Source organism: Synechococcus lacustris Maggiore-St4-Slac, assembly GCF_024345595.1.
Classification (GTDB): domain Bacteria; phylum Cyanobacteriota; class Cyanobacteriia; order PCC-6307; family Cyanobiaceae; genus Synechococcus_D; species Synechococcus_D lacustris.
Map to the genome: position 1 here is coordinate 166,727 of NZ_JAGQBK010000004.1, position 24,776 is coordinate 191,502.

Genomic DNA, 24,776 nt, shown 5'->3' on the forward strand with positions numbered 1-24,776 from the left:
CACAACTAGTGGCTGTTCCGCTCCCCCTTCGCCATCCCCAAACTAATCACCAAGATCAGGAGCTGGAATTGCGCAGGGCCCAAGTAGCCCAACGCAAGGCCCAACGGCAAAAACGCAAACTTGAGTTATTACAGGGTTCCCTATCTGCCAAGCGGGTGGAACGCCAGGCTCCTTGGTTGGCCGGCCTACATCGCATCGCCGATGGTGGATTGGTAGCAACAGGAGTAGCAGCAGTTGTTTTAACGGGTTTAACGCTGCATTGGCAGAACCGCTGGGGCAATGATTTCCGGGATCTCCATGCTGCCCAAGAACTTCAACATCGCGTTCAGGAAACGATTTCATCCTTAGAACAATTCCACCTGCTCAAGGCGCGTCAACCGGGAGCGCTAGTGGCAACCCGCAGCGAAGATTTGTTATTCGTGCCAAAACCACCATCGGCTAGCCAGGCCATAGATCAAATCCATCGGCCCTTGCGCTTTTCCTTGATGGCAAGTGGCTACTAAAAATTTGGCCCGTAAATCTTCAGCCACAATGGCGCGCAAAACCCCGCCAAATCGCCACAGGGTGTTGCAATTGCACCCCGTGCCAAGTTCAAGGCTGGTAACGGTTGTAGTGCTTTTAATTTTGGGTTTAGGCGGTTTAGCGCTCAGGTTGGGTTGGCTTCAAGTGATGGAAGGCCAAAAACTTGAAGCAAAGGCCCGGCAGGTGCAAACAGAAAAACTTGATCCCCTGGGTAGGCGCCGCAGCATTGTTGATCGCACCGGCCGCTTACTGGCGATTGATGAAGAACGGGTAACCGTTTGGGCCCACCCCCGTTATTTCCATTTCCCCGGCGACGACCCCGGTAGAAAACGCAGCAATCGTGAGGTGGCCCTACGGTTGGCCCCACTGCTGGGGCTTGATCCAGATGTATTGGTTGCCCGCCTTGGCAGCCATCGCTCTGGCGTAAAACTGGCCACAAATCTCGAACCATCGCTTGGCTCAAGGCTCAAAGCCCTTGGCATTGATGGCATCGACTTTGAACACGGACCGCAGCGGATTTATCCCCAGGGGCCACTATTTGCAAATGTTGTTGGTTTCCTCAACCTGGAGCGAATTCCCCAAGCTGGATTAGAGCAAAGTTTAGAAAAGGATTTACGCAGCCAAGAAAGCAGCATTGGCATCCGCCGCGGTGGCGATGGCACCCCACTGCCGGATGGCTTAGGGGCAGGCAGCATGTTCCGCGACGATTTGAAGCTGCAACTAACCCTTGATACCCGTTTACAACGGGTGGCTCAGATGGAGTTAGCCCGCCAGGTGAAGAAATGGAATGCCAAGCGGGGCGCAGCCATGGTTATGGATGCCCGCAATGGAGAATTATTAGCACTCACTTCAGTGCCCACCTACGATCCAAATCAATTCTGGCGCCATCAACCCGGCCTATTTCGTGAGTGGTCGGTGCAGGATCTCTACGAACCTGGTTCAACTTTTAAACCGATAAACATCGCCATCGGTTTGCAGGAAAAAGCCCTGCAGCCAAACACCCGTTTAAACGACACCGGTTCCTTACAAATAGGCGGCTGGCCAATTTTTAATAACGATAAATCCGCCTATGGCCTAATTGATCTACCCACAACCTTGCAGGTTTCGAGCAATGTGGCGATGGTAAAAGCAATGCAGAAACTAAAACCAGCGCTTTATTGGCAATGGTTAGATCGAATTGGCATTGGCACAGCCCCAGATACCGACTTACCAGGGGCGGTGAGCGGCCAGCTCAAATCACGGGCCACCTTCCTTGAAAATCCAATCGAACCAGCCACCGCAGCCTTTGGCCAAGGCTTTGCTCTCACACCATTAAAAGCACTTCAATTGCATGGGATGCTGGTGAATGGTGGCAAGTTGGTGAGCCCCCACATCACCCGCGGCCTGCGCAGTGGCGACAATCTGGCCGATGCAGCCGCCAGCAACGGCTTGCAATTGTTGGATCCCAAGGTGTGCAAATTAGTGCTGAACTGGTTGGAAACAGTGGTGGAAAAGGGCAGTGGAAAAGCTGCCCAGGTGCCGGGTTACCGCATTGGCGGTAAAACCGGCACCGCCCAGAAAGCAGCCAATGGGGTTTACATCGCTGGGGCAAGGATTACTAGTTTTGTGGCCCACCTACCGATTAATGATCCCCGTTATGTGGTTTTAGTGGTGGTGGATGAACCCCAAGGAGGTAATGCCTATGGTTCCACCGTGGCGGCGCCGGTTGCTAAAAGCATCATTGAAGCTTTATTAGTAATCGAACAAATTCCACCCAGTAAAACCAGTGCTTCAAACAAAGCCTTAAGCAAGGCTTGAACCGCAGCTGTAAAGCCTGGCTACGGTGCTGATGAACGATTTTGAAATGCCGTGGCCACCCTGCTTGAACAGCTTTCCAGCATGACCGTGGTGGTTGCCGACACCGGCGACCTCCAGGCGATACAGCAATTCACCCCAAGGGACGCCACCACAAACCCATCCCTAATCCTTGCTGCAGCACAAATACCCGACTACCAACATTTAATAGACGACACCCTGAAGGCATCCCGCAAACTTATTGGTGCCAATGCCCCTGCTGAGCAGGTTGTTGCTGAGGCGCTAGATGAAATCTGTGTGAGTTTCGGTAAAGAAATTCTCAAAATCGTGCCCGGAAGGGTTTCCACAGAAGTGGATGCCCGGCTCAGTTTTGACACCGAAGCAACGATTGCAAAAGCGCACAAATTAATTGGTCTTTATAACGATGCCGGCATCACTAACGAGCGGGTTTTAATCAAAATTGCATCCACCTGGGAGGGCATCAAGGCAGCTGAATCCCTAGAGAAAGAAGGTATTCACTGCAACCTCACCCTCTTGTTTGGTTTTGCCCAGGCGGTTGCCTGCGCTGAGGCGGGCATCACCTTGATCTCACCATTTGTGGGCAGGATTCTGGATTGGTATAAAAAAGACAGCGGCCGCGACAGCTATCCAGGCCCTGAGGACCCAGGTGTAATCTCAGTTACGAAAATATTTAATTACTTCAAAACCTACGGCTACAAAACAGAGGTTATGGGTGCCAGCTTCCGCAACCTAGATGAAATTATTGAGCTTGCAGGTTGTGATCTATTAACAATTTCACCTAAATTGTTGGATCAACTGCGTAATACCGAAGCACCCTTAAGCCGCAAACTAAACCCAGGGGCCCCCGCTGCCACCATTGAAAAATTCAGCATTGATGCGGCCCGCTTCAGTGAAATGATGCAGGAAGACCGGATGGCCCATGAAAAGCTGAATGAAGGGATCCAAGGCTTCAGCAAAGCAATAGATACTTTGGAAGCCCAACTGGCCCATCGATTAGCTGTAATTGAAGGTGGTGCAGCATTTGCCCATGCGGCCCAAGAAATATTCCTGCTCAATGATCTTGATGGTGATGGCTGCATCACCAGGGAAGAGTGGTTAGGTAGCGATGCCGTATTTGACGCCCTTGATTGCGACCACGACGGCAGGTTGATGCCCGAAGATGTGCGCGGTGGCCTAGGGGCGGCCCTTGCCACAGCTCGCTGATCGCAAAGGAGCCAATAGGGCGAGGCGATTCGCTTGCAGGGGATTGAAATTATCGTCGCTTGCAAGCAGCAAAGTGGAGCGGCCATCGCCCAAGCGAGGCCCCTCTGCCATCGCCTCCCAGTTGTCGGGCGCCAGGCCAAGGCCAATCAAATCCCATTGGGCAATGGGTTTTAAGGGTCCCTTTGTTTTTGCCGATAACTGGATTGGTGCAAACAACTCCAAGCGAGACCACCATTGATTTGGCTCCCGGTAGCCACGCCAAAGGGCAAGTAAGGCATCATTTTCAATTGCAATTAATTCTGTTAGCCCCCAATGGGCTTCAGCTCCTGCTGCTGGCTGATATTCAAGCGATGGCAAGATTTGTTTGAACTGGAGTTGATCTGGTTTACTTTTAATTTCTGCCAGCAGCAACCGCAGCTGGTTTGGGGGATCCTGTTTTAAAGGACGTTCCGCCGCCATTAGCAAATGTTTTCCGGGTAGTGCCACCAATGCCTCGGGGCCTTGATTTGGCAGCAACCCTGAATCAAGGGCCGGCTGCCATTCTTGCGGCAAGGGGAATCTATTAATCAGAGAAAAGCCAAAATTAGAGCTGCTCGCTTTATTCAGCTGCAATAATTCAGCCGGTTGGATTGATGCATCCCTAGCTTCACTTGCCATCCACCAAGCAGCCCCTGCTTGCACCAAGGCCTCCCCATCTAGGGGGGTATTTGGAGAACCTTGAATTGGTTGAGGTTCACTCAACTGCCAGCGGGGATTTAAAAGTGAACCACGCCAATCAATGCTAAGGGTAAAGGCACGGGGAGCATCACTAAGTAAGATAATTTGCTGCTTTTTTAATAGGGTTTGCATACCAGAAAAACCGCCAATTGGAACACCCATGGCACTTTGTTTTGGTAATTCCTGCTGCCAAAGCAACTGCCATCCAGCCGTTAATGGACATGGCAAAAGTGGATTGAGCGCAAGGGCTGCCAGCAGCTGAATTGCAATCATTTAAAACCAAACATCAATCGACGAATCACCCTTTGGGCAATATCGCCATAGCCCATTTCACCGCTGAGGATTTGGGCAATCCGTTGCGGTGCTGTGGGACGTTTGATACCCAATTGGTAGCCCACCTTTGGGAATCGATAAAACACTTGGCCAATGCGTCTACCCCATTGCATTGATTCACCCCATTCGCTTCGCATTGTTGCCGAATAGCCGGCAAGGGCGTTGGGATCTCCACCAAACCATTGGTGCAAAGCCTCAGCAGAACGTAAACCAGATAGCAGGGCTGGTCGTAAACCCTCAGCCAGGAAGGGATCAGCAAGGGACGCCGCATCACCCACCGCAAGCACGGCATCGCCGTGGAGCGGATAGTGGCCATTCCAAACCCTTAGGGGCCAGGGCCGCCGCCTACCGGCGGTGGCTTCAAATCCAAGGGAGGGCAATAGTTTTGATAACACTTGATCGTAATTAGTAGCTAAATCATTGCTATGAAGAGCGGATGTTTTTCCTAAAAATGTACCAACGCCAATGCTGTAGCCACCGAGGCGAGGGAAACACCAACAAAAGCCATTTTTAACCAGGCCAAATTCAAACCTTGCCGTTGTTTCTTCAAGAACCTCACCATCTAAATCAACCGCTAAGGCAGAGGCGAGCCGAGGCTGCGGATCACCTAGGCCAAGCTGATGGGCAAAATTACCTTTAGAGCCATTGGCCAACACCAAAGCAGCACAACACAAACTTTGTTCACCGCCGGAACCCTTTAATTGCAAACGCCATCCGCCTTGATCCCTTTCAATGCCAATAAGGCTAAAACCCATTAACAATTCAGCACCATGGTTTTGCGCTTGGTTTAGTAGATAGGCATCCAATTTCAAACGAGTAACGATCCAAAAGGGCGACTCCCCAGGCAAATCAGCAATTACAGGATCATCTAAACACCAGGTAAAACGCACCCGATCGATCACCCGGTCCACCACCGGGCTTAGATCACAGGGAAACCAACGTTGCACCGAAGCGGCCATGCCACCGCCGCAGGGTTTAGGGCGAGGGAATGGGCCCGGTTCAATTACAGCAACGGAATGGCCCCGGAGCGCTAGGTGGTAAGCGGCGGCGGCACCTGCGGCGCCAGCGCCTACCACCGCCACATCAAGCCTGGAGGCGCTCACACCTTGAGAATATCCGCTTCTTTATCAGCTAGAAGCTTCTCAAGTTCAACAATAGATTTATCAGTTACTTTTTGTACTTTTTCCTGCTCATCACGGCTTAGATCTTCCGACAACTCACCATCTTTTTCCTGTTTTTTAATTTGATCAATCGCATCGCGGCGAATGTTACGAAGGGCGACCTTACCCTCCTCAGCATATTTTGCTAGCAGCTTGCAGAGATCCTTTCTTCTTTCCGTTGTTAAGGGTGGAATATTTATTCTTATCAGCCTGCCATCATTATTAGTGGTGAGCCCTAAATCACTAGTGGCAATTGCTTTTTCAATCAAAGCCATAGAGCCACTATCAAATGGTTGAATTTGAATGGTTTGGGCATCTGGTGTTGATATTGTTGCCAAAGCCTTCAGCGGTGTTTCAGCGCCGTAATATTCAACAATTATTTTATCTAACAAAGAAGGATTGGCCCTACCGGTGCGAATGGTGTTAAAGGTGCGCTGGGTGGCCTCCAGCGATTTGCGCATGTTTACTTCAAGGTCCATGGATCGCATTGCTATGGGTGATGTTTAGAGATTAAGCCGTTGGGGTGATGCGGGTGCCGATTGCTTCTCCAGCAACCGCCCGGGCGATGTTCCCAGCACCAAAAAGATCAAAAACTACGATTGGAATTGAATTGTCTTTACAGAGGGCAATGGCGGTGGAATCCATCACCCCAAGCTCCCCTGCCAAAACATCTTGAAAAGTAAGTGTTTCATAGCGCACTGCATTACTAAATTTCTCAGGATCACGGTCGTATACCCCATCAACCTTGGTGGCCTTGAGCACCACATTTGCGCTGATCTCAGCTGCCCGCAGGGCCGCGGTGGTGTCTGTGGTGAAGAAGGGGTTGCCACATCCGGCGCCAAAGATCACCACACGACCTTTTTCAAGATGACGAATCGCTTTGCGGCGGATGTAAGGCTCAGCCACCTCCTGCATGGCAATGGCGGTTTGCACTCTGGTGGGGATCCCAGCCCTCTCCAAACCGTCTTGAAGGGTGATGGCATTCATCACGGTGGCAAGCATGCCCACGTAATCAGCGGTGGCCCGATCCATGCCGGCGGCGGAACCCTTAAGGCCGCGAAAAATATTGCCGCCGCCCACAACGATGGCTAATTCAGTGCCAGTTGCCACCACTGCCGCCACATCTGTGGCAATGGCACTAACTATGGCGGGATCGATGCCATAGCCCTGCGACCCCATCAGGGCCTCACCACTGAGCTTGAGCAGAACCCTTTTGTAAGCCATTAAGCGCCTCTATCCGGCGAACAGTAGCAAGCGCCGCCAAAAAAACTTGCACGCTTCAAAGCCAACCGCTTGGATAGCGCCAACCGCTTGCTGGCCATGGTTGATAGCTGTCGCAGTGGAATGATGGCTCGCCTCACCCTTTCAGCCTTAGCCAACGCCACCAGATCTGAATCCGGCTGGAGCCAACCGGAGGTTCATAGGGCCCTATTGGTGAGTGGTTTATCCGTGTTGATCTCAGCCACTTGGTTATTGCGGCAGGATCTAAACGGCGAACTGCCTTTTAAAACTCAATCCCCTGTTGTGCCTTAACGCCCTGTTCGCGGAAGGGATGTTTAACCATCGTCATCTCAGTTACCAAATCAGCCCGCTCGATTAAGCCATCAGGGGCTCCCCTCCCCGTGAGTACCACGTGGGTGCCAGGGGGCCTTTTTTCAATACCTTCAAGCACCCAAGCCAAGGGCAAATAACCAAGTTTCAAGGCCACATTCACCTCATCTAAAAGCACAAGCTGCACCTCGGCATCCTGCAAATAAAGCAACGACTGCTGCCAAGCGGCCTCCACTAGTTCCTGATCCCGCTGGCGATCCTGGGTTTCCCAAGTAAAGCCCTCCCCCAGGGCATGCCAACTGATGAGGTCGTTGAAACGCTTCAGGGCAAGGGCTTCACCGGGTTCCCAAGCACCCTTGATGTATTGCACCACCGCAACCCTCTTGCCATGGCCAAGGGTGCGTAGAACCATGCCAAGGGCTGCGGTGGTTTTGCCTTTACCCAAACCGGTGTGCACCAGCACTAAACCCTTTTCCAGGTTCCTTTCACCCACCCTCTGATCCTGCACCTGCTTGCGCCGTTCCATGCGCAAGCGATGGGAATCCAATTCCTGGCTTGGGGGTATGGGGTTTGGGGCGCTCAAGGTTGGGCTGTTTGTGGTTTACATAACAATCGTTGCAGGGCACCAGCGGCCAAAAGTTGCTGCCGCTCCACCTGCCATCCCCTGCTGGTTAACTCAGCCGCCAAATGAAGCTCCAAAAAGGCAATGGCCGTTTCGGTTTCAAATAGGGCACAAAACAAATTTTGTAAGGGGGCAAGGCCTTGGCCCGCGGGATGCAAATCCACCAAAACCAACCAGCCATCAGGCTTGAGCAGGCGTTTTGCCGCATCCAAAACCTTCCATCGCTCCTCGGCTGAAAATTCGTGCAGGGCCAAGCTCAGCTGAACGGCAGCAAAACTGCCAGGTGCAAGGGGTGGATCATCGGCAAGGCCCTCCACCAAATTCAAAGCTGGGTAGCGCTTGGCCGCTAAATCAAGGGCGCGGGGCGAAATATCCAATCCGGTAACTGTGAATCCGGCAGCCAGCAATGGAGCAGCGGCATCACCACTGCCGCAACAGAGGTCAATCACCGCAGCGCCGGCTGGTAACAACTCAATTAGCCATTCAGCTCCCAGCAGCCGCAGCGCTTTTGGACCACCCACCGCCAAGGAGGAAAGCGCCGTAACCGCGTCGTAAAACCAACGGTGGCGATAGGCAAACTGCCTGAGGGGACGCGCCTTCATGGGCTGCGCCTTGCGAGGGCTGCATCCACCGCCATCTGCTGGTCGCGCCGGGTGATCCAGTGGTGATAGGTGCGGGTGTGAATCGCTACGGAGTGACCCATCATGCGGGCCGCCACCGTATCGGGCAAACCCATGTGAATGGTGCGCAGGGCCCAGGCATGGCGGAGGTCGTAGGGGGTGAAAGGCAGGCCATAGCGGCGAAATTGTTCCGCCACCCTTCTACCCACCTGCTGCAGGGTGGTGCGACGCAGGTCGGTGCCCACAGGGGGCAGCTGGGCGCTGCCATCAGCAAGGCTGCGCAAATTGAACTGATCCACCCATTCCGGTTGAAACGGCCACACCTGGTGTTCCCCGGTTTTTGTAGTGGGCAGCACCCTCACTACAGCGGCTGGATCTTCAGCAAAACCCGAGAAATCACAAAAAAAGAGTTCGTGATTGCGCAAGCCATAGGTGGCCATGAGTCCGTAGGCCATGCGCCAGCCCGAATTGGGAATCAACTCGAGGTTTTCAATAATTGATGTGTCACTGGGAAGCTGCCTGAAATGGGCTTGATGCAAGCCATAACCAGCACACCTTTCCTGCCAATCCTCAGGCAGGCTTAAACCCTCCTCACGGGCCAGCAGTGCAAGCACGGTTCCGCATTGTTGACGGGCCCTACTAGCCAGGGCATAGCTCTCCAAAACCTGCTCCAGCAATGCCAGATCAAGCTGCTGCTGGCCCATGGCTTCAAGCCTTCTCAAATAGGGCCGATAGGCGGCGCTCCAGGTGGTGCGGGCACCCGCTGGATTGCGCCTGCGGCGGGGGTCATTAAAAAATCTCTCCTCAAAGGCATGCAGCTGCTTTGCCAATGGATTGGGAGGGTTGATTTGAATTTTTGTTGTTGCTTTGCTGCCCTGGTTTGGCCATTGGAAACAACCCTTATTCACCTCCATTTGCACCTGGTGCAAGCGCTGCAATGCCTGCGCCAGCCCTGCTTCATCAGCGCTTAAGCCCAGGCTCAAGCGCTGCACCCTTAGCCCGGGTTCGCCGTTGCGCAGGGGTAATGGCCCCCGCAAACAAAGCAACTGGCCCCGTTGCTCCAAGCGCAAACGAATGCCAGTACAGCGCAGGGCGCTATTGCATTGGGCCAAAGATGGGGTGAGGGGAACACCCATGGCTGGGGCGGTTAGGCTCAGGGCAGTTTGGATGAATTGGGCATGGGCCGGGTCGGCGTTGTGCTGCTGAACCTGGGTGGCCCAGAGCGCATCCAGGATGTGGGACCTTTTTTATACAACCTGTTTGCTGATCCGGAAATTATTCGGCTGCCCCTGCCAGTGCTGCAAAAGCCCTTGGCTTGGCTGATCAGCAGCCTGCGCAGCAGTAAATCCCAAGAGGCCTATCGATCGATTGGTGGCGGCTCCCCATTGCGCCGCATCACCGATCACCAGGCGAGGGAATTGCAGAGTGTGCTTCGCCAGCGGGGGGTGGAAGCCACCACCTATGTGGCAATGCGCTATTGGCACCCCTTCACCGAATCGGCAGTGGCCGACATGAAGGCGGATGGCATTGATGAAGTGGTTGTGTTGCCCCTCTACCCCCATTTTTCGATCAGCACCAGCGGTTCAAGCTTCCGTGAATTGCAAAGGCTTCAACAAACCGACAGTGGTTTTGCCGCACTGCCCCTACGGGCGATTCGCAGTTGGTACGACCACCCTGGTTATCTACAGGCCATGGCTCAATTAATTAATAAAGAACTCGATGCTTGCATAGATCCAGCCACAGCCCATGTGTTTTTTAGTGCCCATGGAGTACCCAAAAGTTATGTGGAAGAAGCGGGCGATCCCTATCAAAGCGAAATTGAAAGCTGTGCCCAGCTGATTATGAAAACAATTAATCGCGATAATCCCTGGACGCTTGCATACCAAAGCAGGGTGGGGCCCGTTGAATGGTTGCAGCCCTACACGGAAGAGGCCCTGGAGCAGCTTGGAGCTGCGGGGGTAAAGGAGTTGGTGGTGGTACCGATCAGTTTTGTGAGTGAACACATCGAAACCCTGGAAGAAATTGATATCGAATATCGCGAAATTGCCACAGAAGCTGGTGTTAGTAATTTCCGGAGGGTGCCAGCCCTTGATACGGATCCCACCTTTATTGCTTGCTTAGCTGATTTGGTAGAGCAATCAATGGCAGGCCCTGAGGTGAATCTTGAGAAGGCTGCTTCCTTACCAGCCCGCACCAAGCTTTATCCCCAGGAGAAATGGGTGTGGGGCTGGAACAACAGCTCAGAGGTTTGGAATGGCCGGCTGGCAATGCTGGGATTTTCAGCCTTCCTATTTGAATTACTCAGTGGTAGGGGACCGCTGCACAATTTGGGCTTGCTATGAACCGGCCAGCACCCCTTACGCCTAAGTTAAGAAACTAATGAACAGCTATTTGGTGCTGCCGTGACTATCACTACAGCTTCCCAAACCGCAATCGCCTTGGAGCTACCAGGTGAAGTGAGCGGTGCCTACGCTCTGATGGATGCCCTGCACCGCCATGGGGTGGAGCACATTTTCGGCTATCCGGGTGGGGCAATCCTGCCCATCTACGACGAACTGCTCCTAGCCGAACAAAGGGGTTGGTTGAAGCATGTGCTGGTGCGCCACGAGCAGGGCGGCACCCACGCTGCTGATGCCTATGCCAGGGCCACAGGCAAGGTGGGAGTTTGTTTTGGCACCTCGGGCCCGGGGGCCACGAATCTGGTAACGGGCATAGCCACCGCCCAAATGGATTCCGTGCCCATGGTTGTTGTTACGGGGCAGGTGCCAAGACCAGCCATCGGCACCGATGCATTTCAGGAAACAGATATTTTTGGGATCACCCTGCCCATCGTTAAGCATTCCTGGGTGGTGCGCGATCCAGCTCAAATCGGCAAAATCGTTGCAGAGGCATTTCTAATTGCAGCCAGCGGTCGTCCAGGCCCTGTGCTGATCGACGTTCCCAAGGATGTGGGGATCGAGCGTTTCCATTACATACCAGTTGAACCTGGATCAGTGGTGCCCGCTGGTTTTCATCTTCCAAGGCCGCCAAGGCAAGCAAATATTGAAAAGGCGCTGGATTTAATCCGCGAAGCCAGGCGGCCCCTGCTCTACGTGGGAGGCGGTGCCATCAGTTCTGGTGCCCATGCTGAAGTGAAAATCCTGGCCGAACGCTTCCAATTGCCAGTTACCACAACCTTGATGGGCAAGGGCTGCTTTGATGAAAACCATCCCCTCTCGGTGGGAATGCTGGGCATGCATGGCACTGCCTATGCAAATTTTGCTGTTACAGATTGCGATCTTTTAATTGCCACCGGTGCTCGCTTTGATGACCGGGTTACTGGAAGATTAGATAGTTTTGCCCCTAGGGCTCAAGTTATCCATATTGATATCGATGGGGCTGAAGTTGGCAAAAATCGTTCCCCTGATGTTGCCATAGTTGCCGACGTAAAAGATGCCCTTAAGGCACTTTTGGAAACATCAAATCATCATCAAGCCAATAACCGCACCGCTGCTTGGCTGGAGCGAATCAATGATTGGAAGCACAAATATCCCTTGAATATTCCAGAGCCAATTGGGGCAATAGCTCCCCAAGAAGTGATGCTAGCCCTGCGGGAACTAGCAGCTAATGCAACCGTAACAACCGATGTTGGTCAACATCAGATGTGGGCTGCTCAATATTTAAATAATGGCCCAAGGCAATGGATTAGCAGCAGCGGCTTAGGCACCATGGGTTTTGGCTTGCCCGCTGCCCTGGGAGCACAAACAGCACTGGAGGGTGAGCAGGTAATTTGCGTTGCAGGTGATGCCAGTGTTTTGATGAATATTCAAGAGTTAGGTACCCTTGCTCAATATCAATTACCAGTAAAGCTGATAATAATTAATAATGGTTGGCAAGGAATGGTGAGGCAGTGGCAGGAAAGTTTCTATGAGGAGCGATATTCAGCCTCAGACATGAGCCTTGGCATGCCTGATTTCCCCGCCTTAGCAGAAGCTTTTGGTGTGAGGGGAATCTCAATTGTTAGGCGAGAAGATCTACGCAGCGGTTTACAAGCAGCATTTGATCATCCCGGCCCAGTTTTGGTTGATGTGAGGGTGCGTAGAAATGAAAACTGTTACCCAATGGTGCCACCGGGCAAGAGCAATGCTCAAATGGTTGGTTTACCTAGCCACCCTGAACTAGCCCTGAGCGAAAGGCGCAACTGCAGCAATTGCGGCCATTCAAACCCAAGCGAACATATCTTCTGCTCCAGCTGCGGCGATAGGCTCTAAATCAAGCCAATAGGTCTTTACCCTTAGCCAAACATTCCCTCTGCTCAGCGGAAAGGGGTGGATAACGAAGACCCAGTGATTCAAGTGATTTATTGATTGCCCTTGTAATAATCAAGCGTCCAAACCACTTATTGTTCATGGGGATACAGTGCCAAGGGGCAATATCAGTACTAGTTTCTTGCAACATTTTCTCAAATGCCCCCTGGTAATCATTCCAGTAACGCCTTTCTTCTAAATCACTAAAAGAAAACTTCCAATTTTTCTCAGGTGCCTCGAGCCGCTTGAGGAAGCGCTTTTGCTGCTCATCAGCACTTATGTGCAAAAAGAATTTAAGAATAACAATACCATTCCTGGTGAGATGCTTTTCAAAAGCATTGATATCTTCATAGCGCTCCCTCCAAATATGGGGACCAACTAGCGAATCGGGCAGGCATTGATTAGCCACAAGATTATGCACCTTAACAACCAAAACCTCCTCATAATAAGATCTATTAAATATACCAATTTCGCCCCTTTGAGGCAAGCGAAGATTATATCTCCAAAGCCAATTATAACGCAAATCATCACTGGATGGATGTTTAAAGCTATGCACCTTTACCCCTTGGGGATTAACACCACTCATCACATGTTTAATAGTGGAATCCTTCCCAGCTGCATCGATGGCCTGCAGCACAATCAACACACCCCAACGGCCATCGGCATAGAGCAAATCCTGGAGCTTTGCTAGTTTTTGAACCCCCTCTTGCAGGGGACCCATGGCAGCTTCTTTATCCTTTAAATCAGCCTTGAAGTTGGGATTTTGATCCGCTAAACGGAATTTATCACCTGCTGGAACCCTGTAAAAACTGGGCTCATGCCATTCAGCTGCCACAACCAAGGAGCCAATTGGCCAGAATAGCAATGGTTTGGGATTTCAAATGAAGCGTATTTTTGATTATTGTTTGGCACTGCTTCTATTGATATCTGGATTACTGCTTAGTCCAGTGAGAGTATCAGCAGCTGAAGTGCTACAGGTGCGAGAAGCTGATCTGCTTTTGATCGGCGATCAAAACCGCACCTACAGCGTGAGGCTAGCTTGCGCAGAAATAAACCCAGGGCAGGAGCAAAATTCGATTGATTTCTTGCGTAAGCAACTGCCAAGGCGTCAAAAAGTAAACCTGATGCCAATGGGCAGCAAGGATGGGTTATTACTAGCAAGGGTGAGGCCCCTTGGCAGCAGCCAGGATCTCAGTAGTTTATTAGTGGAAAATCAATTGGCAAAATTAAACCAAGGCTGCATCAAAGCAACTAAACCAATGGAGAAGGCATGAGTATTAACCGAACTGCAAAAGGAATCGTTTTAGTTCCATGCCTTTTACTTGGGGGTGCATTCCTTAGTGCAGCTGCTTGGGGTTCAGAAAGCAATCAAACCGTTGCTATTTGGCTTGGCATCGCTCTGCTTGCCGGTGGTTTTTTGGCCCAATTAATCCCAACAGAAAAAGATTAGGGTTTAGCTGCGCCTCCCTGGCCCTGTTCCTGCATCAATTTAAAAAATGCCTGCGTGGGATAAAAAACAAATTCGTCGTTTTTGGATTCAATCATTCTGCCCAAGGCAACGGTGAGATCGGCTGCAAGCATTTCAACTTTCGTGCCTTGGATTTTTGAAGCAGCTGCAGCTGCATCGCTATAGGAAAGAAAGAAAACTGCTTTGGTGCCCTTCGGGGTGTTGATCGTAATAAAGGGTTTGGAGAAAAACACCGGTACCGATAGGCCCTCATTGATGTCTTTTTCACTTACCCCTTGCTTGCGTAGCAATTCAACAGCCTTTGCCATATCCGCATCGGAGCTAATCACAGGAGCAACAAGCTTTTTATCGGTAAGTTTTTTATTTATTTCATTTACCTTGTCGTTGGCTAAATTCATTGGAATCGGTGTTACACGCGCTTTTGCTGCGGGGTTAGCCTTATTAAAAGCATCTAGTTCCTTTTGGGCCTTTGCTTGATCCAAAAACATTGGCAGCAGCAAATTTTTATCACCTTGGGGGATTGGTATGGGTGATCCCTGCTCATTAGTGATTAGAAACACAGGAATAACCGCTAATTTTTTTAGAGCATCAGCCTCTGGAATTGCCCTGAGCGGCAGGGTTGGTGCCAATAGCGGCAAGCATGCAGCGGCCCCCAAGGCAAATGAACGAGCAGCTTTGAAAACGCTCTTCATGAAATTCCCGCTTTTAATTGATAAGCGTAGGCATAAAGCAAGCCCTAGCCTTGCCGAGCTGGACGGTATTCGTCATGACCACCAATAAAAGCTCATCCCCCCTGCAAGTTGCTGGAGTGCTGGCGGCTCTACTAGCTAGCCAAAGCCTTGTTGCTTCATGGCCCCTACCTGGAAATGCCCTGATGCTGCTACCTAGCGAGGGTGCTGTGGCTGGTTTGGGGGATGGCATCCGGCGCGGTTTTAGCCTGGCCCAAGAACAAAGTGAACTTTGCGGCGCACCAAAAACCCAATGGTCGGTGGGCTGGATAAAACCCGGCAGCGATCCCTCTAGCCAACTTGGCAATCGCAGGTTGCCGCCGCTTTTATTGGCGCCACCGGCAACGCCACTGGTGGAAACCGGCCTGCTTGCCCAATTTGAAAAACGACAGGTCTTATTACCGTTGCAAAGGGGTGCTTCCTTGCAGCAACTGGCAAGCCGCCGCGGTTCAGATCAACTCTGGCCCGTAACACCTGCCCGCAGCTTAGAAATTGATGCCTTGGTTAAGGCAATGGTGCAAGCCAACCTGCGCAGTTTTCTTTTAATCAGTGATGGCAGTGCTGATCAACAGTTATTGGCTGATCGTTTTTTGGAAACCATGCGATTACAGGGAGGCGTGCTGCTTGGAACTGATCTGCAGGCCCGCAGGGTTAATGCCAGGGATGCAGAGGAATTAAAACAGTTAGTTTCCGATGCTGAATGGTTTAGTCCAGCGGCACTGGTGGTTATGAGCCCAAGGAATAGTGAATTAATGCTTGCTGTTATGGCTCAGGCATGGCCAGAGCAGATGCGTTTAGTGTGGAATTTCGCCCCTAAAACCACCAGTAAACAGGTGCAGATTGGTGTGGAGGAAGCCAGCCGTGGCCCTGGCTGGGGATCATTTGAAAAGGATTTTAAAAAGCGCTTTGGCTATAAACCTGGAACGGTAGAAGCGGCTGGGTTTGATGCCGGCCAACTGGTTGCCCTAACTGTGTTACCGGCAAAAATAACAACTCTCAATGGCATGGCTGGATTTAACCCAGGGCTAAAGCCAGCCAGCATTTGCGCAAACGTAAAAATCAGGAAAGAAGGTGCCGCAGCAAAACCGCTTGGCGCAATCAGCAATATGGATATGAAAGCAGCAACCCCGCCCACAGCCCAGCTGGATGTGATCCAGCTGGAGGTGAACGGGGTGCAGCTGCGCAAGAGCTTTAATTTAGGCGCTAACTAACAGGCTAAGTGGGCCTGGAAGTTACTCTTCGGTTTCATCCTCACCGCCCACTGGCACCAAGCGGATTTGCTTGCGACCCAGCTTGATATCAAATTCATCACCTGGCTTCAGGTTCAGCATGGCTGTGTAGGCCTTGCCGATCAACAAGTTACCGTTGCCTTGAACAGTGGCGATGTAGCTGAGTTTGCGGCCGCCTTTTCCAACGGAAGCACCACCGATATCTACGCCTTTTGCCTCTAAAAGGGCTTCGTAGAATGCTGTGAAGTTTAGGCGCTCACCACCATCTTTCTTAGTGGATACATAGCCGCAAGCCCGCACGATCTCAGATTTGCCAGCATCGCCAAGTTCGCGAACCTTGGTTAGAAGGTCATTCCCGATGAGCATGTGAAGTTGAAAAAGAATTACTCCCTAAACATACCAATCAAATGGCTGGTTTGAGAACCTTTTCCCAAAAATGATTTTGTTTTGCTGTCCCCTGCTCACGTAGATAAACTGTGGAGCGCTATCAAATGCCGCCATTTGCAGGCATCTAAAACCAGATGGGATCAAGGATGCACGCCAATTGTTGGCCATTGCGACGAATGTTGGCCAGTGACCATGCCGAAGTGCGCCAGGTATATGTGGATGCAGTGCTGAATTTATCGCCGAGGATCTATAGCCAAGCCCAACTTGATGCCTGGTCTGCTGTGGCCCTATTGCCAGGGGTGCTCGATGAAACCCTGCAATCTGGCTATGGCTTAGTTAGTTGCAATGGCGAAACAATTGAAGCCTTTGCGGTGTTACACCCAGTTGATCGCGTTGCTTTGCTTTATTGCAGGGCCCGCTCCCATCGCCAAGGCCGTGGTGGCCAATTGCTTGTTTCCCTTGAGCAGGAAGCATCAAGGCAAGGGGTTAAGAAATTACGCAGCGAGGCCAGCTACATCAGCCATCCCCTCTTTGAGCGGATGGGTTGGCTAACAGTTGAGAAAGAACAACTCTTGATTGGCGGAGTTAGCTTTGAACGGTTTCGAATAGCCAAAAGTTTGGCTTAAACCTATGCAGCGACGCCAGTTACTACTAAGTGCCTTAAAGGGTTCTGCCACTTTGCTGGGCCTGATGCTGCTGCCAAAACAAGCACAGGCCATGGGGGGAGTTCTGCCGGCTTTAGATCAAACAGCACCTAATTTCAACTTGGCTGGCATCGATAAATCTGGTGCGGTGCAGCGCAAACTTGCTGATCTACAGGGCAAGTGGTTGGTTTTGTATTTTTACCCTAAGGATTTCACCAGTGGCTGCACCCTAGAAGCGAGGGGATTCCAAAGGGATCTTCCAAAATTCCGCAATAAAGGGGCAGACATAATTGGCATTAGCGCCGACGACCCAAACCAGCACGCCTCCTTTTGCGGTAGTGAGGGTCTTACATACACCCTGCTATCTGATCCCGATGGCAAGGTTAGTAAATCCTATGGATCATGGATCGCCCCATTTTCGCAAAGACATACGTTTTTAATTGATCCAGATGGAATTTTGCGCGCCCGCTGGACTGCGGTGCAGCCTTCAATTCATAGCCAAGAAGTGCTTCAAGAATTGGAAAAGCAACAGGCCTAGGTATTTGTTCTTGCAATCGCTGCCGCCGCTAACACCCCACCGAGGAAACCGCTGAAGTGCCCAATCCAACTCACGCCAGGTGCTGAAAATATCGGAATCAAATTCGGTAGAACACCTCCGTAGCTAACGAGAGCTAATCCGGAAAGGGCAATAGATAGGGGTTTTTTCTCCAACCAGCCAATTACTAATAAGTAGCCCAGCAGCCCATAAACAACACCAGATAGGCCATGGCTGCCATTGGGCCAAAACAACCACACGGGAATAGCGCAGCAGTAAACCCCAAGCCAAACGGCTAGGTAATCCCTGCGGCCTCTTAAAAGTACCAACCACGACAATGGTAAAAAAGTTAAGGAGTTGGCTAATAAATGGGCAAAACCAGCATGGCTAAAAGGAGCTGTTAGAACACCAAGAAACGAACCACCCGGAACCATCGGTAGATTCCATTGACCGCGAAAGAAGATTTGATCTAAAAACTCCTGTAGCCAGGCGACCAGCAAGATCAACAGGGGCAAAAGCAAATTAAGCCGCGAAAACCATGCAGCCATTAGGAATTACGCAGATACTCCAGTTCGCCACGGCTATGCAGTTCAGCTAGGGAGTTGTAGCCACCAATGGCCACCCCATCAATAAATATTTGTGGAACACTTCCATCACCCGTGGGACTGATCTCCTGAAAGGGAATCCCCAGGGTGCGCAGCATGCGTAAGGCCCGCCGCGAAAAAGGGCATTCGGGTAAACCAGCCACCTGCACCCTTGCCTGGGAGGGGGTTTCCCCACTAAGCAGGCCCAATAGAAGATCAGCGCCGCGCAGCACCGTGGTGCCCGGCTCCAGGTGTCCGCCCCAAACGGCACATTCAGGATCGGAAAAACTGAGGTGCAAATGCACGCCCTTAGGGGCGATGGTGCCCTGCAGGGTGATAATTTCGAGCTCACCACTTAAAACCATCGGCGTTTTTTGGCCGGGACAGGCAAAAGCCGCTTGGGCAAGATTGCCCACAACACTCAAAACAAAACCAGTTGCATTGCGTTCTTGGGCAAACTGTTCAAGGCTGCTGCGCACATCACTACCGGCATCTAGGTGAAGTGGCACGGCCTGCATAACAGTTCGGAGGAGCAAATGAAAACAAGCCTAAGCCGGCCCCTAGCCAATTTGAACTTGGCTGTGGTTGGCCATGTGGAATGGATGGGCTTTATGGCGGTTGAAAAGTTGCCCAAAGCTGGAAGCATTAGCCACGCCACTGCCTACCGGGAGGAACCGGCAGGCGGTGGGGCGCTGGCGGCGGTGCAACTTGCTCGGCTAACCGGAAGAAAAGTTAGTTTCTTCACTGCCTTAGGCCGTGATGCCGTAGGCGAACAAGCAGCTGCTCGGTTAACGGAACTTGGGCTTGATTTAAAAATTGCCTGGCGTGATGGAGCAACTCGCCGGGGAATCAGTTTTGTTGATGCAGCAGCGGAGCGAACTATCACGGTTATTGGTGAGCGACTCGCTCCAGAGGCAGAGGATCCACTGCCATGGGAAGCACTAGCCGAAACAGATGGTGTATTTGTAACGGCCACAAATGCAGCTGGTTTACAACTTTGCCGCCGCAGCGCCCTGCTCACAGCAACACCAAGATTGCGGTTGCCACTACTGGAAGCAAGTGGCATTAGCTGTGATGCCCTGATCGGCAGCGCCCTAGACCCAGATGAAGAAGTTCCCAGGGGAGCCCTTAGTAAAAAACCGCTATTGCGTATTGCCACCGAAGGAGCCGCCGGGGGCTGGTGTGAACCCGGCGGACGCTATCAAGCAATGCCACTAAGCGGCAAACTGGTTGATAGCTACGGCTGCGGCGATAGTTTTGCGGCGGGGGTAACTGCTGGGCTAGCGGCTGGTTACAAAGTTATGGAAGCAATTCAACTTGGGGCACGTTGTGGCGCTGAATGCGCTTCGGTTTTTGGACCATATGAAAAATAAATATATGCGTATTTTATTTATCTGCGTCCATTAACAATTACCGAACTACCCGAAACGCCAGCGGCACCAGGCAAAGCTGGCACTACAGAGGTTTGACCATCCCATTTATCAAGGAAGAGTTTATAAAGAACTTGATCATCAAGGCTCGAATTAAGTGTTTGATAGCGCTTTGCTTCCTGCTCAGCAATCAATACCTCAGTTTGGGCCCGGAGCAATTGCTGTTCAGCAATTTGTTTTTGTTCAATAGCCGCTCTATATTCCTCAGCTATCTGTAAACCAGTAAGGTCTAAACCCTGAACAGTAACATAATCGAACTTACGTAATTCTTCAGCAACTTTTTCTTGAACCAATTCAGAAATTGAATTCCATTCGGTGGCGATTGTAACCAGCTCATACTGGGAAAAAACAGATTTCAAAGCTTTCAACAAAGATGGTTGAATAACTCTCGGATAAATCTGCTGATCATCAGTGGCAATCGTTTCATAAATCCTACCAGCTTCGGCTGGTTTCATTGCGTATTTAACAGTGGCAGTGGCCTGAATAACCTGCAAGTCTTTTGTGAGTGTTGAGAATTGCTCAGGTTTCACCTGGGTTCTCACATCAAATAAGGATGTGTTTTGAACCAAAGGTGCCTTAATATTTGCACCGGGATTACGGGGCACACCAGTTACCTTGCCAAGGGTAGTTACAACCGCCACATTGCCGGCCGGCACTATAAAAACGGTTTGACTCAATAAAATCGCTAAACCAACAACTACGGCTAGTACCAAGCTAAGAATTGTTCCTGGTCCATCTGAGCCGTTGGCAGATCTAAGCGGCGATTGCATTGGCAAGGATCGTGGGAGAATTTATCCTAGGCAGCTAATTCAGCAGCGGTTAAATCAAATCGATCTAGATTCATTACTTTTGTCCAGGCTGAACAGAAATCAGCCACAAATTTCTGTTGGCCATCGGCCTGAGCGTAAACCTCAGCGATGGCCCTGAGCTGGGAATTGGAGCCAAATAACAGGTCTATGCGGCTGGCAGTCCAGCGCAGGGAGCCACTGTTGCGGTCCCTGCCCTCGTAAGTATTTTCAAGCTCCTTGCTGGGCGCCCAAACGGTTTGCATATCAAGCAAATTAACAAAGAAATCATTGCTGAGGGTGCCAGGCTTAGTTGTAAATACTCCATGATTAGAAGAATTACAATTAACACCTAAAACCCTCAAACCACCAAGCAGAACAGTCATTTCTGGTGCCGACAAGCCCAATAATTGAGAACGATCAATAAACATATGTTCTGCTAAATCGCCAATTCCAGGCTGCTCATAATTACGAAAACCATCAGCTTTAGGTTCCAGTGCTGCAAAGGAAGCGATATCGGTTTCAGCCTGGGATGCATCATTACGACCAGGGCTAAAGGGCAGATTTAACTCGTAGCCAGCAGCCTCAGCTGCAATTTCAATACCAACACCACCAGCTAAAACAATCAAATCAGCCATTGAAAGCCAGCAGTCAAATTTATCACTGGAATTGAAAGTTGCTTGGATCTCACTAAGAACAGACAGAACGGTTTTCAGCTGGTTTGGTTCATTCACTGCCCAATCGCATTGGGGCTCAAGCCGCAAGCGGGCACCATTTGCACCACCGCGCTTATCTGAACCCCGAAAAGTAGAAGCAGATGCCCATGCAGTAGCTACCAATTGGCTTGCGCTCAAACCGGATTGTTTTAGTGTTGCTTTCAATTCAACTATTGCAGTTGAATTAATTGCAGGTTTTGTTAAGGCTGGGATGGGATCCTGCCAAATCAACACTTCAGCTGGCACATCCGGTCCGAGGTATAAACAGCGGGGTCCTAGATCACGATGGGTGAGTTTGAACCATGCCCTTGAAAAAGCATCAGCAAATGCATCGGGGTTTTGATGGTAGTGGCGTGCAATCGGTTCATAGAATGGTGAAAACCGCAAAGAAAGATCCGCGGTTGTCATTATTGGTGCATGTTTTACACCGGGGATGTGGGCATCGGGAATTAGGTGCTCTTCCTTTACATTTTGGGCTTGCCATTGCCAAGCACCAGCAGGGCTTTTAACCAGCTCCCATTCATAACCAAACAACATATCGAAATAACCCATATCCCAACGGGTTGGATTTGGCTTCCAGGCTCCCTCAATGCCACTGGTGTTGGTATCAGCGCCATGGCCACTGCCATGGAGATTGCGCCAACCCAAGCCCATTTCTTCAAGGGGGGCACCTTCTGGAGGTGGACCCACCAATTCCTTATTGCCCGCTCCATGACATTTACCAAAGGTATGCCCCCCTGCCACCAGGGCAACGGTTTCAGCGTCATTCATGGCCATGCGCGCAAAGGTTTCGCGCACATCAATGCCTGATGCCCCTGGATTTGGGTTGCCATTTGGGCCCTCCGGATTCACATAAATAAGCCCCATCTGCACTGCAGCAAGGGGAGCCTCCAATTCACGATTACCGCTATAGCGCTCATCTCCAAGCCAACTTGCTTCCTTACCCCAGTTGATATCTTCCTCTGGCTGCCAAATATCAACACGGCCGGCAGCAAAACCAAAGGTTTTGAAACCCATGGATTCCAATGCAACATTGCCAGCGAGAATAATTAAATCTGCCCAGGAAATTTGGTTGCCATATTTCTGTTTAATGGGCCAAAGCAAACGGCGAGCTTTATCTAAGTTGTCGTTATCAGGCCAACTATTAAGTGGCGCAAATCTTTGATTACCAGTGCTGGCACCGCCACGGCCATCGCCAACCCGATAGGTGCCGGCACTATGCCAGGCCATCCTGATAAATAAACCACCGTAATGACCCCAATCCGCAGGCCACCAATCCTGGGAATCGGTCATCAAATGAGCTAAATCCTTCTTGAGTTCAGCAAAATCAAGGTTATTGAAAGCTTCTGGATAATTAAAATCTGATCCGAGGGGATTTGCCTTTGAGTTGTGTTGGTGAAGAATGCTCAATTTCACCAACTGGGGCCACCAGTCGCTGGGGGATTGACCAGCTCCAGCTCGGGTTTCATGGCTTACGCCACTGAAGGGGCACTTGCCAGAATTAATGCCACTCGTTGAAGCAGAACCCGTCATGGAAAGCAAAACGTATGCTTAAAACTAACAAAAACAAAAAAACAGCTGTAGAAATCACACAATTTCTACAGCTGTGAGATGAAGTTGGAGCTTAAAAAAATTAATTCTTATATGTAAGTTAGTCGTTTATTTTTACATAGACCAAACCTGAATTATCTTTTGATAGATCGAAATCATCTGATACGGCTTGGCTCGCCTTAGCGGGTAACAGCCTGATCAATAAAGCATCAAGAGAAAATAATCCAGGTCCAGTTAGTAGTAAGGCGATGCTACCGCCTAAATAAAGTGCAACCAGCTCAAGTACGTAAATATTAAAACCACCGGTTAAGATATGTTGATAGGCTGCAACTGCCATGGTTCCAGTGATAGCAAGCGCACCAAGCGGCGCGAAAACTCCAAATATCAACAGCCAACTGCCAATTAACTCAGATAACCCGGCCGCATAGGCAAAGAAAAGCGGAAAGGGAAGATGCAAGGATGCAACATATGTGTCTGCAAATTGCTGTGGATCAGCTAGCTTTTCTTGGCCGTGGTGAATCATCATCACACCAACTGCAATACGCAGTAAAAGCAAACCTGTTGAAGCGATGTAGTTCTGCTTCAATAGGTAAGACTTAAGAACGGGCTGGAGGTTGGTTGAGATAGAAGTAAACCCAAAACTAGGAAGCTTCTTTACCGTTAGAAACCAAAGGGCAGCGCAGGAAGCTAAAAAACCTCCGGCCGACTCGAGCAAGATCGGATTGGTCATGGAAGGAAAAATAGGTTTGAAAAAGTCTGGCGCGCTAGATTGCGAAATGTGAAGCGATCTCAATCGCTGGGCATGTCTGGTTGGGCGAGCGCTCCAACAATCCAGGCTCCAATAAGAAGCACTGCAATGGCAGCGGCGGGGGAAACGTCCATGGCTGAGTGTTGACTTTTGTAAACAAACTGTAACGTTTCAATAAGCTGGTTGGTGGCTAGGCAGCGATTGCCTTGTGGTGACGCCTGCGACCGAGTGGTTCGATCCAATCGTTTAAAACAAGTTTGTGCCTGAGGAGTTGAGAAGGAATTCGGCAACCAAGATTGATGGCGCCGGAATCGAGAAGCCTGCCAAGTTTTAGGGCCGTTGCCTCTTCATCGCGGTTAAAGCGGTTTTGCTGAGCCGCCAACCAATCGATTTCTTGTTCTGTGATAACACCGGTGCTCAGGGATTCGAGAAAAACCTCACCAAGGGTCATGGCTGATAACTTAACGAACCGTTACATTATGGCTTGAGATCGCTTAGGGCGTTGGAAAACCACATACCAGCCTGGAGGCAGGTTTTACGTGCTGCCCAGGCTAAGGAAAAAAATTCAATGTCTAAAAACTGGGTTCAATTGGCCACAACAGCAACCGATGGCAGCCCCAGGGTGCGAACCGTTGTTTTTAGGGGTTGGCACGGGGCAAGTGAACTAGACCTGGTAACCGATAGAAGGAGTGAAAAATCACTCGAAATTCAAGAGAACCCAAGGATTGAAATTTGTTGGCTGCTGCCAAAGGCAAAAAGCCAATTTAGATTTCGGGGAATCAATACATTTCTAACTGCAGAGAGAGAAAAGAAAGCCGTTCAGCAGCACTGGCAAAAGCTCTCAGCAAAAGCAAAAGCATCATGGTTTTGGCCAGCGCCGGGATTGTCCTTAAATTCAAAAAGCAATTTTCCGCTCCAGGTGCCTGAAGAAACCCCTCCTCCAGATAATTTTGAGCTTATCCGTGTTAACTGTGAGATGGTTGAACTGCTGGAATTAACTGCTACCCCCCACAGAAGATTCTGTTGGAAAGCAGAAAATGGTTGGCTTAAGGAAGCTATAAATCCTTAAATTGAGGGGATAAGTGCATGGATCTCAGTTAAACGTTTGGCATTAACACCTAAATCAGAATCACCAAGTCTAG

At 50.6% G+C, this 24,776-nt stretch carries 29 protein-coding genes; 13 read left to right on the forward strand and 16 right to left on the reverse strand.

The window, feature by feature from the left end; all coding sequences use genetic code 11:
- Positions 1-8 precede the first annotated feature (8 nt).
- Genes KBY68_RS05025 through KBY68_RS05035 form a run of 3 tightly spaced genes read left to right on the forward strand, consistent with a single transcriptional unit; the run spans position 9 to position 3,540 of the window.
- Positions 9-503, forward strand: coding sequence for a hypothetical protein (locus KBY68_RS05025; RefSeq protein WP_255096141.1), 495 nt, complete (start codon positions 9-11; stop codon positions 501-503).
- A gap of 28 nt (positions 504-531) precedes the next feature.
- Positions 532-2,319 carry a peptidoglycan D,D-transpeptidase FtsI family protein gene (locus KBY68_RS05030; RefSeq protein ID WP_255096143.1) on the forward strand — a complete coding sequence of 596 codons (1,788 nt, stop codon included), beginning with the start codon at positions 532-534 and terminating at the stop codon, positions 2,317-2,319.
- A 51-nt stretch (positions 2,320-2,370) separates the two neighbouring features.
- On the forward strand, positions 2,371-3,540 hold the full coding sequence (locus KBY68_RS05035; protein ID WP_106499198.1) for a transaldolase: 1,170 nt from the start codon (positions 2,371-2,373) through the stop codon (positions 3,538-3,540).
- Here KBY68_RS05035 and KBY68_RS05040 read toward each other — a convergent pair.
- From KBY68_RS05040 to pyrH, 4 genes are all read right to left on the reverse strand, one after another.
- Positions 3,511-4,530 carry an esterase-like activity of phytase family protein gene (locus tag KBY68_RS05040; protein ID WP_255096144.1) on the reverse strand — a complete coding sequence of 340 codons (1,020 nt, stop codon included), beginning with the start codon at positions 4,528-4,530 and terminating at the stop codon, positions 3,511-3,513. The genes KBY68_RS05035 and KBY68_RS05040 overlap by 30 nt on opposite strands.
- The gene (locus KBY68_RS05045; protein ID WP_255096145.1) at positions 4,527-5,693 is read right to left on the reverse strand and encodes an NAD(P)/FAD-dependent oxidoreductase; all 1,167 of its coding nucleotides are present in this window, start codon (positions 5,691-5,693) and stop codon (positions 4,527-4,529) included. The genes KBY68_RS05040 and KBY68_RS05045 overlap by 4 nt, the downstream gene beginning before the upstream one ends.
- A complete protein-coding gene (frr, locus tag KBY68_RS05050) occupies positions 5,690-6,199 on the reverse strand; it encodes a ribosome recycling factor (protein ID WP_255096169.1) in 510 nt (169 codons plus the stop codon). Before frr ends, KBY68_RS05045 begins: the two co-directional genes overlap by 4 nt.
- A gap of 61 nt (positions 6,200-6,260) precedes the next feature.
- Positions 6,261-6,974, reverse strand: coding sequence for a UMP kinase (pyrH, locus tag KBY68_RS05055; protein ID WP_106499194.1), 714 nt, complete (start codon positions 6,972-6,974; stop codon positions 6,261-6,263).
- Positions 6,975-7,043: 69 nt separating this feature from the next.
- Here pyrH and KBY68_RS05060 point away from each other — a divergent pair, with 69 nt between their 5' ends.
- Positions 7,044-7,283, forward strand: a complete 240-nt coding sequence (locus tag KBY68_RS05060) for a hypothetical protein (RefSeq protein ID WP_315855646.1) — start codon at positions 7,044-7,046, stop codon at positions 7,281-7,283.
- On the opposite strand, the gene cobO is transcribed toward KBY68_RS05060, so the two are convergent.
- The 3 genes from cobO to KBY68_RS05075 are packed head-to-tail and all read right to left on the reverse strand — an operon-like array spanning position 7,255 to position 9,679.
- Positions 7,255-7,884 (reverse strand): cob(I)yrinic acid a,c-diamide adenosyltransferase, encoded by a 630-nt coding sequence (gene cobO / locus KBY68_RS05065; protein WP_255096146.1) that lies wholly within the window; start codon positions 7,882-7,884, stop codon positions 7,255-7,257. The genes KBY68_RS05060 and cobO overlap by 29 nt on opposite strands.
- On the reverse strand, positions 7,881-8,525 hold the full coding sequence (locus KBY68_RS05070; RefSeq protein ID WP_255096147.1) for a class I SAM-dependent methyltransferase: 645 nt from the start codon (positions 8,523-8,525) through the stop codon (positions 7,881-7,883). Before KBY68_RS05070 ends, cobO begins: the two co-directional genes overlap by 4 nt.
- Entirely contained in the window at positions 8,522-9,679 is a 1,158-nt protein-coding gene (locus tag KBY68_RS05075; protein WP_255096148.1) for a site-specific integrase, read from the reverse strand. The genes KBY68_RS05070 and KBY68_RS05075 overlap by 4 nt, the downstream gene beginning before the upstream one ends.
- 42 nt (positions 9,680-9,721) lie before the next feature.
- On the opposite strand from KBY68_RS05075, the gene hemH reads away from it, so the two are divergent.
- Both hemH and ilvB read left to right on the forward strand, forming a co-directional pair.
- Positions 9,722-10,885 carry a ferrochelatase gene (hemH, locus tag KBY68_RS05080; RefSeq protein ID WP_255096149.1) on the forward strand — a complete coding sequence of 388 codons (1,164 nt, stop codon included), beginning with the start codon at positions 9,722-9,724 and terminating at the stop codon, positions 10,883-10,885.
- A gap of 60 nt (positions 10,886-10,945) precedes the next feature.
- Positions 10,946-12,793, forward strand: coding sequence for a biosynthetic-type acetolactate synthase large subunit (gene ilvB / locus KBY68_RS05085; protein WP_255096150.1), 1,848 nt, complete (start codon positions 10,946-10,948; stop codon positions 12,791-12,793).
- A 1-nt stretch (position 12,794) separates the two neighbouring features.
- On the opposite strand, the gene KBY68_RS05090 is transcribed toward ilvB, so the two are convergent.
- Positions 12,795-13,664, reverse strand: coding sequence for a polyphosphate kinase 2 family protein (locus tag KBY68_RS05090; RefSeq protein WP_255096151.1), 870 nt, complete (start codon positions 13,662-13,664; stop codon positions 12,795-12,797).
- A gap of 112 nt (positions 13,665-13,776) precedes the next feature.
- On the opposite strand from KBY68_RS05090, the gene KBY68_RS05095 reads away from it, so the two are divergent.
- Together KBY68_RS05095 and KBY68_RS05100 are read left to right on the forward strand one after the other, a co-directional pair.
- Positions 13,777-14,103, forward strand: a complete 327-nt coding sequence (locus KBY68_RS05095; RefSeq protein WP_315855647.1) for a nuclease — start codon at positions 13,777-13,779, stop codon at positions 14,101-14,103.
- A complete protein-coding gene (locus KBY68_RS05100) occupies positions 14,100-14,279 on the forward strand; it encodes a GIVxVP protein (RefSeq protein WP_255096153.1) in 180 nt (59 codons plus the stop codon). The genes KBY68_RS05095 and KBY68_RS05100 overlap by 4 nt, the downstream gene beginning before the upstream one ends.
- On the opposite strand, the gene KBY68_RS05105 is transcribed toward KBY68_RS05100, so the two are convergent.
- The gene (locus KBY68_RS05105) at positions 14,276-14,989 is read right to left on the reverse strand and encodes a hypothetical protein (protein WP_255096154.1); all 714 of its coding nucleotides are present in this window, start codon (positions 14,987-14,989) and stop codon (positions 14,276-14,278) included. The genes KBY68_RS05100 and KBY68_RS05105 overlap by 4 nt on opposite strands.
- A 74-nt stretch (positions 14,990-15,063) precedes the next feature.
- On the opposite strand from KBY68_RS05105, the gene KBY68_RS05110 reads away from it, so the two are divergent.
- Entirely contained in the window at positions 15,064-16,236 is a 1,173-nt protein-coding gene (locus tag KBY68_RS05110) for a type 1 periplasmic-binding domain-containing protein (protein WP_255096155.1), read from the forward strand.
- Positions 16,237-16,257: 21 nt separating this feature from the next.
- Here KBY68_RS05110 and KBY68_RS05115 read toward each other — a convergent pair whose 3' ends face one another.
- A complete protein-coding gene (locus KBY68_RS05115) occupies positions 16,258-16,620 on the reverse strand; it encodes an AbrB/MazE/SpoVT family DNA-binding domain-containing protein (RefSeq protein ID WP_106499186.1) in 363 nt (120 codons plus the stop codon).
- Between the two features lie 167 nt (positions 16,621-16,787).
- Here KBY68_RS05115 and KBY68_RS05120 point away from each other — a divergent pair, with 167 nt between their 5' ends.
- Together KBY68_RS05120 and KBY68_RS05125 are read left to right on the forward strand one after the other, a co-directional pair.
- Positions 16,788-17,267 (forward strand): GNAT family N-acetyltransferase, encoded by a 480-nt coding sequence (locus tag KBY68_RS05120; RefSeq protein WP_255096156.1) that lies wholly within the window; start codon positions 16,788-16,790, stop codon positions 17,265-17,267.
- A 4-nt stretch (positions 17,268-17,271) separates the two neighbouring features.
- The gene (locus tag KBY68_RS05125) at positions 17,272-17,823 is read left to right on the forward strand and encodes a peroxiredoxin (protein WP_255096157.1); all 552 of its coding nucleotides are present in this window, start codon (positions 17,272-17,274) and stop codon (positions 17,821-17,823) included.
- Here the strand turns inward: KBY68_RS05125 and KBY68_RS05130 are convergent.
- On the reverse strand, positions 17,820-18,368 hold the full coding sequence (locus KBY68_RS05130) for a rhomboid family intramembrane serine protease (protein ID WP_255096158.1): 549 nt from the start codon (positions 18,366-18,368) through the stop codon (positions 17,820-17,822). The genes KBY68_RS05125 and KBY68_RS05130 overlap by 4 nt on opposite strands.
- On the reverse strand, positions 18,368-18,922 hold the full coding sequence (locus KBY68_RS05135; protein ID WP_106499182.1) for a PCC domain-containing protein: 555 nt from the start codon (positions 18,920-18,922) through the stop codon (positions 18,368-18,370). Before KBY68_RS05135 ends, KBY68_RS05130 begins: the two co-directional genes overlap by 1 nt.
- Before the next feature lie 18 nt (positions 18,923-18,940).
- Between KBY68_RS05135 and KBY68_RS05140 the strand changes: the two genes are divergently transcribed.
- Positions 18,941-19,777 (forward strand): PfkB family carbohydrate kinase, encoded by an 837-nt coding sequence (locus tag KBY68_RS05140; RefSeq protein WP_255096159.1) that lies wholly within the window; start codon positions 18,941-18,943, stop codon positions 19,775-19,777.
- A gap of 17 nt (positions 19,778-19,794) precedes the next feature.
- Here the strand turns inward: KBY68_RS05140 and KBY68_RS05145 are convergent, their stop codons facing one another.
- The 4 genes from KBY68_RS05145 to KBY68_RS05160 all read right to left on the reverse strand — a co-directional run bounded on the left by KBY68_RS05145 (position 19,795) and on the right by KBY68_RS05160 (position 24,085).
- Positions 19,795-20,604, reverse strand: a complete 810-nt coding sequence (locus KBY68_RS05145) for a prohibitin family protein (RefSeq protein ID WP_106499180.1) — start codon at positions 20,602-20,604, stop codon at positions 19,795-19,797.
- Between the two features lie 26 nt (positions 20,605-20,630).
- Positions 20,631-22,868: a catalase/peroxidase HPI gene (gene katG / locus KBY68_RS05150; RefSeq protein WP_255096160.1), complete on the reverse strand. Its 2,238-nt coding sequence runs from the start codon at positions 22,866-22,868 to the stop codon at positions 20,631-20,633.
- A 118-nt stretch (positions 22,869-22,986) separates the two neighbouring features.
- Positions 22,987-23,616 carry a DoxX family protein gene (locus KBY68_RS05155; RefSeq protein ID WP_255096161.1) on the reverse strand — a complete coding sequence of 210 codons (630 nt, stop codon included), beginning with the start codon at positions 23,614-23,616 and terminating at the stop codon, positions 22,987-22,989.
- Between the two features lie 208 nt (positions 23,617-23,824).
- Positions 23,825-24,085 carry a PM-15 family protein gene (locus KBY68_RS05160; RefSeq protein WP_255096162.1) on the reverse strand — a complete coding sequence of 87 codons (261 nt, stop codon included), beginning with the start codon at positions 24,083-24,085 and terminating at the stop codon, positions 23,825-23,827.
- 51 nt (positions 24,086-24,136) lie between these two features.
- Here KBY68_RS05160 and KBY68_RS05165 point away from each other — a divergent pair, with 51 nt between their 5' ends.
- Complete coding sequence (locus KBY68_RS05165; protein WP_255096163.1) at positions 24,137-24,703, forward strand: pyridoxamine 5'-phosphate oxidase family protein; 567 nt, start codon at positions 24,137-24,139, stop codon at positions 24,701-24,703.
- Positions 24,704-24,776 lie beyond the last annotated feature (73 nt).